This window comes from Clavibacter phaseoli (assembly GCF_021922925.1).
Taxonomy (GTDB): Bacteria; Actinomycetota; Actinomycetes; order Actinomycetales; family Microbacteriaceae; genus Clavibacter; species Clavibacter phaseoli.
Genome location: NZ_CP040786.1, coordinates 2,972,227 through 2,988,381 on the forward strand (window position 1 = coordinate 2,972,227; position 16,155 = coordinate 2,988,381).

Here is a 16,155-nt window from a genome sequence, read left to right on the forward strand (position 1 = left end):
GGAAGAGAAATGGCACCGAAGAAGAAGGTCACGGGTCTGATCAAGCTGCAGATCAAGGCCGGCGCCGCCAACCCCGCACCGCCCATCGGGCCGGCGCTGGGACAGCACGGCGTCAACATCATGGAGTTCTGCAAGGCGTACAACGCCCAGACCGAGGCTCAGCGCGGGAACGTCATCCCCGTCGAGATCACCGTCTACGAGGACCGGACGTTCACGTTCATCCTCAAGACGCCCCCGGCCGCGGAGCTCATCAAGAAGGCCGCCGGAGTCGCCAAGGGCTCGGGCACGCCGCACACGGTCAAGGTCGCGAAGCTCACGATGGACCAGGTCCGCGAGATCGCCGAGCAGAAGCAGGCCGACCTCAACGCCAACGACATCGACGCCGCGGCGAAGATCATCGCCGGCACCGCCCGCTCCATGGGCATCACGGTCGAGGCCTAGCCTCCACCACCTCAGCGGCTCCCGACCGGGATCCGCTCCAGCATCACGCGGGAGAGCCGGCCAGGCTCACATCAACCGCACTCTCGAATCAGGAGACACGAATGGCGAAGTCAAAGGCCTACCGGGCCGCAGCCGAGAAGATCGACCTCACGAAGGCGTACACCGCCTCGGAGGCCGTCGGGCTCGCGCGCGAGACCGGTTCCAGCAAGTTCGACAGCACCGTCGAGGTCGCGCTCAAGCTCGGCGTCGACCCCCGCAAGGCAGACCAGATGGTCCGCGGCACCGTCATCCTTCCTCACGGTACCGGCAAGACCGCTCGCGTCATCGTCTTCGCGACGGGCCCCGCGGCCGAGGCGGCCATCGCCGCCGGCGCCGACGAGGTCGGCGGCGACGAGCTCATCGAGAAGGTGGCGGGCGGCTACACGTCGTTCGACTCCGCCGTCTCGACGCCCGAGCTCATGGGCAAGGTCGGTCGTCTCGGCAAGGTGCTCGGCCCGCGCGGCCTCATGCCCAACCCGAAGACCGGCACGGTCACCCCGGACGTCGCGCGCGCGGTGTCCGACATCAAGGGCGGCAAGATCGAGTTCCGCGTCGACAAGCACGCGAACGTCCACTTCGTGGTCGGCAAGGCGAGCTTCTCGCCCGAGCAGCTCTCGGAGAACGTCGGCGCCGCGCTCGAGGAGATCGTCCGCCTCAAGCCGTCCTCCTCGAAGGGCCGCTACGTGCAGAAGGCCACGGTCTCCACGACCTTCGGCCCCGGCATCCCGGTGGACGTCAACTCCATCTAGCACCGCCGCGCGCGAGCGCACGCACGACCAGCAGCACAGGAAGGGCCCGCCTCGGCGGGCCCTTCCGTCGTCTCCGGGGGAGGCGGCCGTCGAGGTCCGGCGGGCCCTTCCGTCGTCCCCGGGGCGCGCGGCTCCCTAGGCTCGTCAGGGTGAGCATCCCGGATCCCGCCGTCGCCCCTGCCGTCCCCTCCTTCCGCGTCGCCGCGCCCGCCGACGCGGACGATGTGGCCGCCCTCGCCGCCCGCACCTTCGCGCTCGCGTGCCCGCCGACCACGACGGCCGCCGCGATCGCGGAGCACATCCGCACCGTCCTCTCGCCCGCGCGCTTCCGGGCGCACCTCGCGGATCCCGCGCGACGGGTCGTGCTCGCGGAGGTGGAGGGCCGGCCGGTCGGCTACACGATGGTCGTGGCGGCGCCGCCCGCGGACGCCGACGTGGCGGGAGCGCTGCGGCTGCGGCCCGAGGTCGAGCTGAGCAAGGTGTACGTCGAGCGGGGGTCGCACGGCGCGGGGCTGGCGCGGCCGCTCATGGCGGCGACGCTGCGGGTCGCCCGCGAGCTCGCGGGGGAACGGGGACGGGACGCCGACGCCGGGATCTGGCTCGGCGTCAACGAGCACAACGCCCGCGCCATCCGCTTCTACGAGCGCAGCGGCTTCCGCATCGTGGGGACGCGCTCGTTCCGGCTCTCGGACGCCGTGGAGACGGACCACGTGATGGAGCAGGCGCTGGCCGCGACCGCTACCGCGACCGCGTAGGCCGCCGCGGCTGCGCCGCCCGCCGTCAGGCCGTCGTCGCCAGGGCCGCCAGACGCGCGGCCGCGACCCCGGCCGCGCCGCCGTCCGCCGGGGTGACGGGGGCGATCGAGCCGCGCTCGACCACGGGCATCCCCACGAGGCGCTCGCCCGGCTCCGCGTCGCGCAGGACGAGCCGGACCGCCTCGCGTCCCATCTCCTCGTGCGGGAGGGCGATGGTCGTGAGGCCTGGCCGCAGGTAGGACGCCAGCTCGTCGTTGTCGAAGCCGACGAGCGAGACGTCGGTGCCGACGCGGATCCCGCGCTCCTGGCACGCCTGGTACGCGCCGAACGCCAGGCGGTCGTTCAGGCAGAGGATCGCGCGGGTCCCGGGCGCTGAGTCCAGGATCGCGCCCGCGGCCTCGTAGCCGGCGTCCGGCTCCCAGTCCCCGCACGACCGCTCCGCCGCGAAGCGCAGGCCGAGCTCGGCCATCTCGGCGCGGATCCCGTGCAGCCGACGGGCCACGGTCTCCGAGCGGAAGAGGCTCCGCTCGGTCGCGACGTCGCTGCCGAGGAGCGCGATGCCGTCGGAGTGGCCGGCGGCCGCGAGGAGGTCCACCGCGCGGCGTCCGCCCTCCTCCTCGTCCGGCAGCACCGAGCTGCCGTGGTGGGGGCTGGTGGCGTTGAGCATCACGACGCGCGTGGAGGCGGGCACGTCGGGGACGACGAGCTCCCGTGCGCGCATGGTGGCGAAGACGATGCCGTCGACCTGGCGGTCGAGCACCGCGGACACGGCCTCGGCCTCGCGCGCCTCCTCGCCGCCGGTCTCGAGCACGAGCACGACGTGCCCGGCGCGCTCGGCCTCGACGAGCGCGCCGCGGATGAGGCCGCTCGCGAAGCGCGTGGTGGCGACGACGTCGGAGATGAAGCCGATGGTGAGCGACCGGTCGGTGCGGAGGGCCCGCGCACCCATGTTGGGGCGGTAGCTCAGCTCGGCGGCGGCGGCCAGGACGCGGCGGTGGGAGTCCTCGGAGAAGCGCGTCTCGGGCGTGCCGTTGAGGATCTGCGACGCCGCCGTCGGGGAGAGGCCGGCGAGCCGGGCCACGTCCGCCAGGGTCGGTCGCTTCTGGCGCATGTGACGTCCTCCTCCTCGTGAGCGTATCCGGTGACCCGACGACCGCGGAGATGCCGGGTTGACACCCGGCGTCGCGGCGCGCATGATCTCCTGCAACGGGTAAATGGATTTACCACCACCCTGTCACACCGCTGGCACCGCTGCCCGCGGCTCCCGCACCGCCCGCCCCGCCCCGCATCACCTGACGAAGGAGTCACCGCATGTCCACCATGAGAAGGGCGGGACGCGCGGCAGCGCTGACCGCCGCCGCCGCGATCTCGGCGCTCGCCCTCGCGAGCTGCGCCCCCGGCAGCGCGCCCGTCGCCTCCGCGCCCGCCGGCGACGTGAGCACCGCGATCCCGACGGACGACGTCACCATCCGGATCCAGGACGAGACCGGCTTCCCGGTCACGGACGAGCTGACGGCCGAGTTCACGAAGCAGCACCCGAACGTGACGTTCGACATCACGCGCGACAGCTTCCAGAACCTCCTCGCGAACACGCCGCGCCTCCTCGCGAGCGACGACGCCCCGGACCTGATCCGACTGTCGACGCTCGGCACCACGGTCAAGGACGGGCTCCTCACGAACCTCGACCCGTACTTCGACGCCTACGGCTGGGACCGCTTCCCCGCGGGCCAGCTGGCGGGCGCCCGGATGGACGACCAGGGCGTGCGCGGCGAGGGCTCGCTGTGGCAGTTCGGCATCGGCTACAGCGTCACCGGCATCTACATGAACCAGCAGCTCGCCGACCAGGTGGGCATCACCGAGATGCCGACCACCATGGACGAGCTCGAGGCGGACCTCGCGAAGGCGAAGGACGCGGGCGTGCTCCCCATCCAGACGGGCATGCAGGACGGCGTGGGGACCTTCATCCTCCAGTCGCTCATCAACCAGTACGGCGACAAGCAGGACCTCGTCGACTGGATGTACAACAAGCCGGACGCGACCATCCAGACCGACGCGGCGCTCGAGGGCGCCACGAAGTTCCAGGACTGGGCGAAGGCCGGGTACCTCCCGCCGGACGTCAACGCCATCAACTACACGACGATGGTGTCGAACTTCTCGGCCGGCCAGGGGCTGTTCATGTGGGACGGCAACTGGGACGCCGCGAACGTCGAGAAGGCCCTCGGCCAGGGCGGCGCGCAGTTCGCCCTCGTGCCGCCGGTCGAGGCGGGCGGGGAGCACGTCGCGATGGGCACGGGCAACACCTTCGCCATCCCGGCCAAGTCGAAGAACGCCGACGTGGTCGCCGCGTTCCTGAACTGGATCGTGACCGACGAGAAGGCGCGCCAGATCGTGGTCGACGTGACGGGCGCGTCGCCCGGCGGCGACCCGGCCCAGGCCCTGCCGACCGCCCAGGAGGGCAGCCTCATCGCGAAGGCCCTCGAGCTGTCCGCGGTGGTGGGGGACGACGACGGCTTCGTCGACTTCATGGCGAACAGCACGGCCGGCATCTACCAGGGCTCGCTCCAGCCGAACGAGCAGCTGCTGCTCACCGACAAGATGACGCCCGCGGACTTCCTGAAGGCCACGCAGGAGTTCTACGAGCAGGACCTCGCCGCGCAGTGAGCACCACGGACCGCACCATCCCCGCGGGGGCGACGGCGACCGCCGCCGTCCCCGCGGGGCCGTCCCCGCGCGGCAGCGGGCCCGGGCGCGCGCCCGCGAGGCGCCGCCGGCTCGGACCCGAGGCCCGTCGCACCGCGATGGTCGGCTGGATCATGCTGCTGCCGGCCGTCGCGGCCTACGCCGCGTTCGTCGTCTGGCCGCTCCTCACGGCGGTGCAGTACTCGTTCTACAAGTGGAACGGGATCGGCGCCTCGACCTTCATCGGCCTCGACAACTACGTGCAGATCTTCACGGACACCCGGCTCCTGACGCCCATCGTCAACGCGCTGATCCTCGTGATCTTCTTCATGGTGATCCCCATCACCGCCGGCCTCGCGCTCGCCACGCTCCTGCGCGGCATGAAGCAGGGCCCGTTCGCGTCGATCTCGCGCACCATCCTGTTCCTGCCGCAGATCGTCCCGCTCGTCGCGGCGGGCATCGCGTGGTCGTGGATGTACGCGCAGTCCGGCACCATCAACTCCATCCTCGACGCGGTGGGCCTCGGCTTCCTGTCCCGCTCCTGGCTCGCCGACTTCGGCACGGCGCTGCCCGCGGTCGGGCTCATCGGATCCTGGGTGCTCACGGGCCTCTGCACCGTGCTGCTGCTCACGGGCATGGGCAAGATCGACGGCTCGCTCTACGAGGCCGTGCGGCTCGACGGCGCCGGCTTCTTCCGCGAGTTCGTCACCATCACCCTGCCGGGCCTCCGGCAGGAGATCGCGGTGCTCGTGACCATCACGGTCATCGCCGCCCTGAGCACGTTCGACATCATCTACACGACCACCAAGGGCGGGCCGGGCACCACGACGCTCGTGCCGGGCATCGAGATCTTCCGGCTCGCGTTCGTGCAGAGCCAGGTGGGCCTCGCGTCCGCGTTCGGCGTGGTGCTGCTCGTGTTCGTGCTGCTGCTCGTGCTCCCCGTCCAACGACTCTCGAGGGAGCGCGACTGATGATCGTCAACCGCACCGAGCTCGTCGTGGGCCGCATCCTGCTGATCGCGGTCCTCGTGCTCACCCTGCTGCCCTTCGCCAGCATGCTCACCGCCGCGCTGCAGTCGCCCGACTCGCTGCCCAACGGCTTCTCCTGGCCGACGCCGGCCTACTGGGAGAACTTCGTCACGGCGTTCACGGTCGGGAAAATCGGCACGCTGATGCTCTCGAGCCTGTTCATCGTGGTGATGGTCGTGCCCGTCAGCCTCGTCTGCGCGACGCTCGCCGGCTACTCGCTCGGGAACCTCCGGGTGCCCGGCGGGAAGTACGTGCTCGTCGCCATGATCATCGGGCTGACCATCCCGTTCGAGGCGATCATCATCCCGCTGTACTACCAGATGACCGGATTCGGCCTGATCAACACCAGGTGGGCGGTCATCCTCCCGCTCATCGGGCTGTACATGCCGTTCAGCGTGTTCTGGATGCGCGCGCACTTCGTGGGCGTGCCGCGGGAGCTGTCGGAGGCCGCGCGCGTGGACGGCGCGAGCATCTGGCAGGAGTTCCGGAGCATCCAGCTGCCGCTCGCGCGGCCGGCGCTCTCGGCGCTCGGGATCCTGCTGTTCCTCTGGACCTGGAACCAGTTCCTGCTGCCGCTCGTGATGATCGACGACCCGAGCGAGCGCACCATGGCCGGGGCCCTCGGCGCGTTCCAGGGCCAGTACATCGACGCGCTGCCGCTGCTGTTCGCGGCGTCGCTCATCGTGATGCTGCCGACGGTGATCGTGTACGTGATCTTCCAGCGGCAATTCATCGCGGCACTGCTCCAGGGCGCGGTGAAGGGCTGATGGCGTTCGCGCTGCCCGGGCACTGGGTCTGGGACTCGTGGATCGCCGTCGACGGCGACACGACGCACCTCTTCTACCTGCACGCGCCGACCTCGCTCGGGGATCCGGACCTCCGGCACCGGAACGCGGCCGTGGGCCACGCGACCTCGACCGACCTCGTCACGTGGACCGACCACGGCGTCGTGCTCGAGCACGGGCCGGCCGGGTCGCCGGACGCGTCCGCGACGTGGACGGGCAGCGTGACGCGCGACCCGTCGGGCCTCTGGCGCATGTCGTACACGGGCTCGGTCTTCCCGCGGGACGACGCGGGCGTGAACGTGGAGACCGTGCTGCAGGCGACCTCGACCGACCTGCACCGGTGGGTGAAGGCGAGCGTGTCCGCGCTGTCGGCCGACCCGCGCTGGTACGAGACGCTCGCCGACGGCACGTGGCGCGAGGAGGCGTGGCGGGATCCCTGGATCGAGCCGGACCCCGCGGGCGACGGCTGGCGCATGCTCGTCACCGCGCGGTCGCGGGCCGCCGCGCCCGGTCCCGACGCGGATCCGCTCGACCGCGGCGTCGTGGGGCACGCGGTCTCGCGCGACCTCGTGACCTGGACCGCCGCCGCGCCGCTCAGCGCGCCCGGCGCCGGGTTCGCGCACCTCGAGGTGCTGCAGGTCGCGGAGGTCGACGGCCGCCGGGTGCTGGTCTTCTCGTGCGCGGGATCCGACCTCGCGGGCGCGCGCGCCGGACAGGAGGGCGGCGTCTTCGCGCTGCCCCTCGACGACGACCAGCCGTTCGGCCGCCCCGTGGACATCGGGCGCGCCCGGCTCCTGCACGGCGCGGGGCTGTACGCCGCGCGCATCGTGCGGACGCCGTCGGGCCCGGCGCTCCTCGGCTTCGAGGACGCCGGCGCTGGCGGCTCGTTCGTCGGCCGCATCCCGGATCCGGTGCCCGTGCGATGGGACGGGGCCGGCCTGCTGGTCGCGGTGCCCGCCGGGGCCGCGTCGTGACCGGCGCGGGCGCCGACGTCGGCGCCGGGACGCGCGTCGACGGCGTGGTCGGCTGGGTCGCGCCCGGCTTCGAGGGCGTGCGGCGCGCGTTCGCTAACGCCGTCGCGTCCGACGTCGGCACGGGCGCCGCGCTCTCCATCCGGCACCGCGGCGACGTGGTCGTGGACCTGGCGGGCGGCGTCGCCGACGACGTGACCGGCCGCGGGTGGGGGCTCGACACCCCGAGCGTGCTGTTCTCCGCGACCAAGGGGGTCATGTCGATCCTCGTGGCGCGCCTCGTGCAGGACGGGCGGCTGCGCTACGACCAGCCGGTCGCCGAGCTGTGGTCGGAGTACGCGCGGGCCGGCAAGGCGGGCACGCGGGTCGCGGACGCGCTCGCGCACCGGGCCGGGCTCGCGGCGCCGCGCGTGGACTGGACGCTGTCCGACCTCGTCGACTGGGATCGCGCGACCGCGCTCGTCGCGGCGGAGGAGCCGCGCTGGGAGCCCGGCACGGCGTGGGCCTACCACGCCATCACGCACGGCTGGCTGACTGGCGAGATCGTGCGGAGGGTCACCGGGCTCATGCCGGGCGCGTGGTTCCGGGAGCTCGCGACCGGGCCGCTGGGGGTGGACGCCTGGATCGGGATCCCGCCCGGGGTCGGCGAGCGCGTCGCGCGCATGCGCGTGGGCACGACGCTGCGGGAGCTCACCTCCCGGCAGCGGGCGGAGGCGGCGGCGGGCGGATCCGACCTGCCGCTGCGCGCGCTCACCCTCGGCGGCGCGCTGCCGCTGGAGCTCGTGGGCGACGACGCGGGCTTCTCGCGCGCGGACGTGCAGGCGGCGGAGATCCCCGGCGCCGGCGGCATCGGCACGGCCCACGCGCTCGCCGCCGTCTGGTCGGCCGTGGTCGTGGAGACCGCGGGCGTGCGCCTGCTCGACGACGACACGATCCGCCTCGCGACCCGTCCCGTCTCCGGCGGCGACGAGCCGCCCGCGTTCGACGTGCCGGGCCCGTGGCCGCGCTGGGGCATGGGCTTCCAGCTCGACTCGGCCGCGCGCCGCTACCTCGGATCCGGCAGCCTCGGCCACGACGGCGCCGGCGGCCAGGTCGCGTTCGCCGACGTCGAGCACCGGGTGGGCTTCGCGTTCCTCAGCAACCGGATGGAGGCCGACGACGACCGCGGGACCCGGATCGTCGACGCGCTGCGGGAGGCGCTGGGCGGCTGAGCGGGGGGGCAGGTCAGCCCCGCGCCACGTTCAGCACGACCTTGCCTGTCGGCGCAGGTCAGCCCCGCGCCACGTTCAGCACGACCTTGCCTGTCGGCGCAGGTCAGCCCCGCGCCACGTTCAGCACGACCTTGCCGCGGGCGTGCCCGCTCTCCATGTGCCGGTGCGCCTCGGCGGCGTCCTCCAGGTCGAAGACCTCGTCGACGTAGACCTTGATGTCGCCCGACTCCAGGAGGCGGGAGATCACCGCGAGCTTCTGCCCGTCGGGCGCGACCTCGTAGTGCGTGGCGCGCACGCCGACCGCCGCGGCGTCCTGCACGAGCGTCGGCCAGCCGCGGACGGGCGCGCTGACCAGGAGGCCACCGCGGCGGAGGACCTGCAGCGAGCGCGTGCCGGTGTCGTCCGTGCAGTTGCCGACCAGGTCGATCACGACGTCGACGTCGGCGAGCACGTCCTCGAAGCGCACCTGCGTGCGGTCGATGACCTCGTCGGCGCCGAGCTCCGCGAGCCAGTCGACGTTGCGGGGCGAGCCCGTCGCGACGACCCGGGCGCCGAAGTGGCGCGCGAACTGCACCGCGAAGTGGCCGACGCCGCCCGCGCCCGCGTGCACCAGGACGACCTGACCCTCGTGCGCCTTGCCGATGTCGACGACCATGCCCCACGCGGTGAGGGCGCTGACGGGCGTCGCCGCGGCCTCCACGTGCGAGAGCCGGGCGGGCTTCCGGGCGAGGCTCACGCTGGGGACGGCGATGTAGGGGGCGTAGCTGCCGGGCATCCGCGGCACCATCGCGAGGCCGAACACCTCGTCGCCCGGATGCAGCGCGTGGTCCTCGTAGGGCGACTCGACCACGACGCCGCTGAAGTCACGACCGAGCACCGCGGGCACGCTGCCGATCGCCGGACCGCCGGGCTCGCCCGCGCGCAGCCGCAGGTCGATGGGGTTCACGCCCGCGGCGACGACCTTCACGAGCACCTCCGAGTCGAGGCGGCGCGGCACCGGGACGTCCGCGACGTGCAGCACGTCCGGCCCGCCGGTCTCCGTGACGACGACCGCGCGCATGGTCTCCCCGTGGGGCGCGAGGGCGATGGCGGCGGCCGCCCGATTCCGCTCGGCCTCCGCGGCGACGCCGGCTCTGGACTGGATGACCTGGCTCATCGTGCGACCCCTCCTCGGAACGCGGCGGCATGGTGGATCCCACCTGGCCCCCCGCTCGTCCAGTGAAGTCGCCGCGTGAGTCGGGCGTGTTTCCACGGTGTTCCCCGGGCGAGAAGAATGCCGAGGGCACTCGTCGACGAGGCGGGCGCGGGCGGCGCGAGCGCGCGGCTCAGGCCAGGCCGCGGGCTCCCGCCGGCGCGTTCGCCATCCGCACGATGAGCGCGATGAGGTCGTTCGCGCGCGCCACGAGCGCGGCGATCTCGGCCTCGTCGCGGTCGATCCACTTCCACTTCGGGATGTCGTGCACGGGCACGAAGTCCACGTGCTGCTCCCACACGATGAGCGAGCGCTCGGCGCCGAGCACGTACTGCTGCCACCAGATCTGGCGCAGGTAGTTGCGCGGGACGCTGCGCCACGGCTTCGCGGTCGTCTTGATCTCCGCGAGCTCGAGCCGTCCGTCGGCCCGCAGGCCCACGCCGTCGGGGGTCGCGAGGTGGCGGCGCTGCCCCTCCGCGTGGAACAGGTGCGCGCTCGGGACGATGCCGTGCTCCGCCTCGACCCAGCGGGCGATCTCCGGCTCGCGCTCCCGGCCGTGGTCCGTGTAGCGGTTGCCGCCGAAGCCCGATCCGTAGAGCTTCTCGAGCGCGACGGCCTGCAGCGAGGCGTCGGTGGCGAGGCGCGCCACGTCGGTCGCGGTGATGCCGAAGCTGCGGGCGCGGAGCCAGGCGACGCGATCCGACGAGTGGGCGACGATGCGCGTCAGGTGCGGCGGGGGAGGCGGCGGCGCGGGAGCCGCGGGGGCGAGGTCGTCCTCCCAGGGGAAGGCCAGCATCTCGTCCGTCACGGGCTCCAGGGTACGCGCCGGATCCGACGCGGGCCGCCTCGACGCGGGCGGATCGTGCCGCCTCCGGGATGCGTTGTCAACAGCCGATGCGCATCCGCCCAGGGCACGGAAGATCGTGCTAGAAAAGCGTCGTCCCACCACCACCCGCATGGAGAGAGAGGAAACGGCATGACCCTGCTCATGGAAGGAACCGAGCTCACGGAAGGAACCGAGCTCGTGGGAGGAACGGCGCTCGCGGACGCGTCCGCCGCGCGCGACGGGGAGGTCGACGCCGCGCGCGCCGACGCCCTGCTCGCCGAGGCGTTCGGCTTCACCATCACGCACCGCGGGCGGGAGGCGGAGGTCGTGATGGCCGACGTCACCCTGTGCTGCAGCACGTGCTGCTCCTGCAGCAGCCAGCAGAAGCCCCGCTGACGCCCGCGCCGTGGACCCGTCGACGACCTACTCGGTGAGTCCCCGCTACGCCGTCGGGGAGGTGGAGGACACCCTCCACCTCCTCGGCGGTCGCGAGCTGGTCTCCCTGCAGCTGCCCTCCGGCGACGCCGTGTCCGCGGTGTCGCGACTCCTCTCCCGCCCCTTCACGCGCGCGGACGTCGACCGCGCCTTCGCCGGCCACGCGGCCGTGGTGGCCGACCTCATCGACGAGCTGGTCCTCCGCGACGTCGTGGTGGGCGCGCCCTCCCGCGCCGACCCGGAGGACGACGCGGTCCCCGAGCCGGTCGGCCGGCTCGACGACCCCGCGCAGGCCGAGCTCGCGCACGCGCTCGACGAGGCGCGGCGCAACGGCGGCGACCGCTCGGGGCTCGGCCGCCCGCGGGATCCGCGCACCCCCGCCAGGGTCGCCCTCGTCGGCGACGCCATCCCCTCCCTCCTCGCGTCGCTCGCGGAGGCCCTCCCGTCGGCGGAGCTCGGCGACGAGGACGACGCCGACCTCGTCATCGCCGCGGGCAGCCGCCGCGTCCTCCGCGACGTGGGCGCGCGCATGCACGCGGCCGGCCGCGCCTGGCTCCCCGTCCACCCCTTCGACGGCCGCTTCCAGCTCGTCGGCCCGGTCGTCGTGCCGGGCGAGGGCCCGTGCCTCGAGTGCGTCGCGCTCCGCTGGGCGTCGACCACCCCGTTCGCGGCGGACCACGCGGAGGCCGCCGACGCCGTCGCGACGATCCCGCGGGATCCGAGCCTCGACGCCATCGCGGCCGGCTTCGCGGCGCGCTACGCCTCCCGGTGGGTCTTCGCGCGCGACTGGCTGGTGGCGAGCACCGTGCTGGTGCTGGAGCCGAAGGTGCTCTCGGCGGAGGCGCATCCGGTGTTCCGCGTGGCCCGCTGCGGCACGTGCGGGCCGCGACCGTACTCGGGGGTGGTCTCGCCGTGGCGCGCATGAGGTCGGCGGGCGCGGACGTCGTCAGCCCGTACACCGGGCTCGTCGCGTACTCCCATCCCATGGCGTTCACGCCCGACGCGATCCCGGACGCGCTGCACTCCGCCCGCACCGCCGACACGGGGTTCCTCACGGGCATCGCCTCGGAGGGCTTCAGCATGGGGCCGGGCGGCGGCGCGGCGCAGGCGCGCATGTCGTGCGTGGGCGAGGCGGTCGAGCGGCTCTCGCTCGCCGGCGCGCCCGGCGGCTTCCGGGCGCCGCTCGGCGCGGACGCGCGGCAGGTCGAGCCCGACGCGTTCCAGCGGTTCCACCCGACGCAGCGCGAGGACCCGGCGTTCCCGTTCGAGCGCGCCGAGCGCGGCGACCTCCTCACCTGGTTCACGGCGCGCTCGCTGCAGGGCGCGCGCGAGGCGCACGTGCCGGCGCAGATGGTGGTCTTCGACGCGCCGCACGGGCCAGACGGCCATCGCGAGGCGCACCTCGAGCCGGCCACGTCCTCGGGCGTGGCCGCCGGGCCGACCTTCGCGTTCGCGGCGGGGCGGGCGATCCTCGAGCTCATCGAGCGCGACGCGTTCCAGCGGACCTGGCTGCGCGGATCCACGCCCGCCGCCTTCGACTGGCGCAGCAGCCCGCGCCTCGCCGACGCCACCCTCCGCGAGCTCGCGCGGCTGGAGGAGCTGTGCGGCCGGTTCGGCGCCGCCTTCACCCTGCGGGTGCTGGACGCGGCGGCCGACGTGCCCGTGCTCCTGGCGGTCATGCGCAGCGATCGGATCGGCGTGGCCGTGGGCTGCGCGGCCGACTTCCGGCTCGACCGGGCGGTGCTCAACGCCGTGCGCGAGGCGCTGCACACCCACAACTGGTGCCTGCGGCTCCTGCCGGATCCGCCGATCGCGCCGGCGGAGGTCGTCGAGTTCGAGGACCACGTGCGGTTGCACTGCCGGCCGGACGCCCGGTCGCTGTCCGCCGCGCTCGACGCGTCGGGCGAGCGCGCCGCGTCCGTCGGCGGGCCGTCGAGCTGGGCCGAGGTCGTGGCGGGGCTGCACCGCGAGGGGATCGAGGTGCTGCTCGCCGACATCACCGCGCCCGAGGTGCGCGCCACCGGCTTCCACGTGGTGCGCGCCCTGAGCCCCGACCTCGTGGCGCTCGACGTGCGGCACGACGCCCGCTTCCTCGGGAATCCGCGCCTGTACCGGCGGTGGCGCGACGGACCCGCGCGCGAGGGTCCCGATGACCTCGTCGACGTCCCGCACCCGTTCCCGTGAGGGCGGCCCGCCGCCCCGCACCCCGAGCGACGCGCGCGTCGCCCCGCGCCCGCACCCTGAGGAGGACCGCATGAGCACCATCGAGACCGGCACCGCGCCGCCCGCGGCCGACGGCCCGGACGCCGACCCGACGCCGGGGCACGCCGGCCACGCGGTGCACCGGGCCGAGCGCGGGAGCGACCGCGACGCGCCCCGGGGCACCGTCGGCCCGATCTTCAGCGTCGGCGGCGCGGTCGAGCGCGCCGCGGGCGACCTGGCGGAGGACTTCCACGAGGCCTCCAAGATCACGCGCATCACCCACCCCGGCTGGACCGACGTGCGGTACGCGCAGCAGCTGGCGCAGGAGGCGCAGGGCGTCGCCGACGCCGGCCCGGGCGGCGCCACGAGCGCGCCCCGCCTGCTGCCCGCGCGACCCCTGCCGCCGGCGCTGCCGCTGCCGCACGCGCTCGGGACGACCATCGCGGCCCGGCGGTCGGCGGATCCGGGCGAGCTCGTCCGCCCCGTCGCGCTGGAGGAGCTCGCGACCGTGCTGCGCCTCGCGTACGGTCCGCGCGGGGACGGGTCGACGCGCCGGCACGTGCCGTCCGCCGGCGCGCTCTACCCGCTCGACCTGCACGTGGTGGTGCGGGCGGCGGAAGGGCTCGCGCCGGGGATCCACCAGCTCGACCCGCTCGAGGAGACGCTGGTCGACGTGTCGGGGCTCGATCGCGACGGCCGGGTCGCGCGCTTCCGCCGGGCCGCGCCGATGGCCATGGCGCCCATCGCGGAGCAGGCGGCGGTCACGATCGTCATCACGGGCAGCTTCGAGCGCGCCCGCTGCAAGTACGGGCTGCGCGGATACCGGCTCACGCTGCTCGAGGCGGGGCACGTGGCGCAGAACGCGCTGCTCGTCGCGACCGCCCTGGGTCTGCCGGCGATCGGCTGGGTCGGCTTCGTCGACCACGAGCTCGACGCGGTTCTGGGCCTGGACGGCGTGACCCAGTCCTCGCTCTACGCGATCTCGCTCGGCGGGCCGGAGCCGGGCGCCCGCCGCTCCGCCCGAGAGGAGGCGTCCCGTGGCTGACGCGATCGAGCTCGAGGGGATCACCCGCGCCTTCGGCCGCACGCGCGCGCTCGACGCCGCGACGTTCTCCCTCGCGCCGGGGCTCGTGCACGCGCTGCTCGGGCCGAACGGATCCGGCAAGACCACCGCCATCGACGTGCTCACCGCGACCCGCCGCCCCGACGCGGGCCGGGCGCGCGTGCTCGGCCACGACGTGCGGCGCGGCGGCCCCACGGCCGCGCTCGTCGCCGTGATGCCGCAGGCGCTCGCGTTCCCCGAGTACCTCACGGTGCGCGAGGTGCTGGCGCTCGCCCTCGTGCCGCACGCCGCGGCCCTCACGCCCGCGGCGGCCGTCGACCGCTTCGGCCTCGACCGCCTCGCGTCGCGCCAGACCGGCGGGCTGAGCGGCGGCGAGCGCCGGCGGGTCGCGCTCGCGTGCGTGGTCGGCGCGGGAACGCCCGTCGTGGTGCTCGACGAGCCCTCCGCGGCGCTCGACATCCCGGGCCGTGCCGCCGTGCGCGACGCCATCGCCGCGGTCCGCGACTCCGGGCGCACCGTGCTCCTCGCGTCGCACGACATGGAGGAGGTCGCGGCGCTCGCCGACACCGTGGTCTGCCTCGACCACGGGCGGGTCGTCGGCCACTGGACCGCCGCCGACTTCCGCGGTCTCGCGGGCGTGCGGCGGGTCGGCTTCGACGCGACCGCCGCCGAGGCGCGGCGCCTGCGGTCGTCCGGCGCGGTGCCCGAGGCGGGGGAGGAGCCCCGCGGCGTCGAGCGGATCCGGTGGGTCATCGACACCGACCGCTCCGACGTCGTCGCCGGGCTCGTGCTCGCGGCCGTGCCGCAGCCGCGCCTGACGGTCGTCGAGCCGGGCCTCGGCGAGATCGTGGAGCGCGTGCTGGCGGGCGGCGCCGAGGCGATCCCCCCGGATCCGTCGCGCGCCGCGGACCACGCGGGAGGCACCCGATGACCGCGACGGCGACCCGCCCCGCCGCCGCGCGCCGGTGGGCGATCTACCGCGCCCACGTCGTCAGCGAGCTCGCGCAGAACGCGCGCATGCCGGCGTTCGTGCTGCCGCTCCTCGCCTACCCCGTGCTCATCTACGCGGTCGTCGGCCTGCCGCAGGGCGGCTCGCCGAGCGCGCGGCTCAGCGTGCTCCTCGGGTACGTGCTGTTCTCGGTGCTCGGCACGGTGACGTTCCAGTTCGGCGTCGGCGTCGCGTCGGCCCGGGAGTCGCCGTGGGAGCGGTGGCTCTTCACGGCGCCGGTGCCCGCGTGGATCCGGCTGGCGGCGAAGCTCACGGTCGCGTGCGTCTTCGGCGTCGTGTTTGTGATCCCGGTGGTCGCGGTCGGGATCCTCGCGGGCGGCGTCCGGGTGGACGCGGTGACGCTCGGATCCGTGGCGCTCGCCGTCCTGGCCGGCGCCGTGCCGATGGCGCTGCTCGGCCTCGCGATGGGCTACTGGTTCCCGGCCCGCGGCGCGCTCGGCCTGGCCAACCTCGTGTACCTGCCGCTGTCGTTCGCGGGCGGCCTGTTCACGGGCGGCGACACGAGCGGCACGCCCTGGGCGTCGCTCACGGTGCTGCTGCCGACCGGAGCATGGAGCACGCTGACGAGCGCCGCCGCCCGCCAGGACACCGCGGTCATGGGCCTCCCGCTCGTGATCCTCGCGGCGTGGGCGGTGCTGCTCGGCGGCATCACGCTCGCGGGCTACCAGCGCACGCAGTCGGCGAACTTTCGCTGACGCCGACCCGTGAGCGGGCACGGCCCGGTGTGTAGCGTGGATCCCGCGCGCCGTCACCGGGCCGCACCGCACGTC

General features: G+C 74.3%; 17 protein-coding genes. 14 read left to right on the top strand and 3 right to left on the bottom strand.

Features of this window, described 5'->3' with window-relative positions; all coding sequences use genetic code 11:
• Positions 1-9 precede the first annotated feature (9 nt).
• The 3 genes from rplK (at position 10) to FGI33_RS14200 (ending at position 1,984) form a co-directional block, all read left to right on the top strand.
• Positions 10-441: a 50S ribosomal protein L11 gene (rplK, locus tag FGI33_RS14190; protein ID WP_012039476.1), complete on the top strand. Its 432-nt coding sequence runs from the start codon at positions 10-12 to the stop codon at positions 439-441.
• Between the two features lie 101 nt (positions 442-542).
• The gene (gene rplA / locus FGI33_RS14195; protein ID WP_119434111.1) at positions 543-1,229 is read left to right on the top strand and encodes a 50S ribosomal protein L1; all 687 of its coding nucleotides are present in this window, start codon (positions 543-545) and stop codon (positions 1,227-1,229) included.
• Between the two features lie 149 nt (positions 1,230-1,378).
• A complete protein-coding gene (locus FGI33_RS14200; protein ID WP_182623271.1) occupies positions 1,379-1,984 on the top strand; it encodes a GNAT family N-acetyltransferase in 606 nt (201 codons plus the stop codon).
• Between the two features lie 25 nt (positions 1,985-2,009).
• On the opposite strand, the gene FGI33_RS14205 is transcribed toward FGI33_RS14200, so the two are convergent.
• Positions 2,010-3,095 carry a LacI family DNA-binding transcriptional regulator gene (locus tag FGI33_RS14205; RefSeq protein ID WP_237582049.1) on the bottom strand — a complete coding sequence of 362 codons (1,086 nt, stop codon included), beginning with the start codon at positions 3,093-3,095 and terminating at the stop codon, positions 2,010-2,012.
• 200 nt (positions 3,096-3,295) lie between these two features.
• On the opposite strand from FGI33_RS14205, the gene FGI33_RS14210 reads away from it, so the two are divergent.
• From FGI33_RS14210 to FGI33_RS14230, 5 genes are read left to right on the top strand one after another with little or no spacing between them, the layout of a single operon-like run.
• Positions 3,296-4,645: an ABC transporter substrate-binding protein gene (locus FGI33_RS14210; RefSeq protein ID WP_119435429.1), complete on the top strand. Its 1,350-nt coding sequence runs from the start codon at positions 3,296-3,298 to the stop codon at positions 4,643-4,645.
• The gene (locus FGI33_RS14215; protein ID WP_194675258.1) at positions 4,642-5,634 is read left to right on the top strand and encodes a carbohydrate ABC transporter permease; all 993 of its coding nucleotides are present in this window, start codon (positions 4,642-4,644) and stop codon (positions 5,632-5,634) included. Before FGI33_RS14210 ends, FGI33_RS14215 begins: the two co-directional genes overlap by 4 nt.
• Positions 5,634-6,458 (top strand): carbohydrate ABC transporter permease, encoded by an 825-nt coding sequence (locus tag FGI33_RS14220; RefSeq protein ID WP_119435503.1) that lies wholly within the window; start codon positions 5,634-5,636, stop codon positions 6,456-6,458. The genes FGI33_RS14215 and FGI33_RS14220 overlap by 1 nt, the downstream gene beginning before the upstream one ends.
• Positions 6,458-7,450, top strand: a complete 993-nt coding sequence (locus tag FGI33_RS14225) for a glycoside hydrolase family protein (RefSeq protein ID WP_237582050.1) — start codon at positions 6,458-6,460, stop codon at positions 7,448-7,450. Before FGI33_RS14220 ends, FGI33_RS14225 begins: the two co-directional genes overlap by 1 nt.
• Entirely contained in the window at positions 7,447-8,658 is a 1,212-nt protein-coding gene (locus FGI33_RS14230; protein ID WP_237582051.1) for a serine hydrolase domain-containing protein, read from the top strand. Before FGI33_RS14225 ends, FGI33_RS14230 begins: the two co-directional genes overlap by 4 nt.
• A gap of 103 nt (positions 8,659-8,761) precedes the next feature.
• Here the strand turns inward: FGI33_RS14230 and FGI33_RS14235 are convergent, their stop codons facing one another.
• Both FGI33_RS14235 and FGI33_RS14240 read right to left on the bottom strand, forming a co-directional pair.
• On the bottom strand, positions 8,762-9,718 hold the full coding sequence (locus FGI33_RS14235; protein WP_119402501.1) for an NADP-dependent oxidoreductase: 957 nt from the start codon (positions 9,716-9,718) through the stop codon (positions 8,762-8,764).
• A gap of 265 nt (positions 9,719-9,983) precedes the next feature.
• Complete coding sequence (locus FGI33_RS14240; protein WP_043584215.1) at positions 9,984-10,646, bottom strand: YqaJ viral recombinase family protein; 663 nt, start codon at positions 10,644-10,646, stop codon at positions 9,984-9,986.
• A 180-nt stretch (positions 10,647-10,826) separates the two neighbouring features.
• Between FGI33_RS14240 and FGI33_RS14245 the strand changes: the two genes are divergently transcribed.
• The 6 genes from FGI33_RS14245 to FGI33_RS14270 all read left to right on the top strand — a co-directional run bounded on the left by FGI33_RS14245 (position 10,827) and on the right by FGI33_RS14270 (position 16,080).
• Positions 10,827-11,072: a hypothetical protein gene (locus FGI33_RS14245; RefSeq protein ID WP_119435323.1), complete on the top strand. Its 246-nt coding sequence runs from the start codon at positions 10,827-10,829 to the stop codon at positions 11,070-11,072.
• Positions 11,073-11,106: 34 nt separating this feature from the next.
• A complete protein-coding gene (locus tag FGI33_RS14250; protein ID WP_237582053.1) occupies positions 11,107-12,036 on the top strand; it encodes a TOMM precursor leader peptide-binding protein in 930 nt (309 codons plus the stop codon).
• Complete coding sequence (locus FGI33_RS14255; RefSeq protein ID WP_237582478.1) at positions 12,033-13,295, top strand: YcaO-like family protein; 1,263 nt, start codon at positions 12,033-12,035, stop codon at positions 13,293-13,295. Before FGI33_RS14250 ends, FGI33_RS14255 begins: the two co-directional genes overlap by 4 nt.
• 70 nt (positions 13,296-13,365) lie before the next feature.
• Positions 13,366-14,358 (top strand): SagB/ThcOx family dehydrogenase, encoded by a 993-nt coding sequence (locus FGI33_RS14260; protein WP_237582054.1) that lies wholly within the window; start codon positions 13,366-13,368, stop codon positions 14,356-14,358.
• Complete coding sequence (locus FGI33_RS14265) at positions 14,351-15,307, top strand: ABC transporter ATP-binding protein (RefSeq protein WP_237582055.1); 957 nt, start codon at positions 14,351-14,353, stop codon at positions 15,305-15,307. The genes FGI33_RS14260 and FGI33_RS14265 overlap by 8 nt, the downstream gene beginning before the upstream one ends.
• Positions 15,304-16,080 (top strand): ABC transporter permease, encoded by a 777-nt coding sequence (locus tag FGI33_RS14270; RefSeq protein ID WP_119434837.1) that lies wholly within the window; start codon positions 15,304-15,306, stop codon positions 16,078-16,080. Before FGI33_RS14265 ends, FGI33_RS14270 begins: the two co-directional genes overlap by 4 nt.
• Positions 16,081-16,155 lie beyond the last annotated feature (75 nt).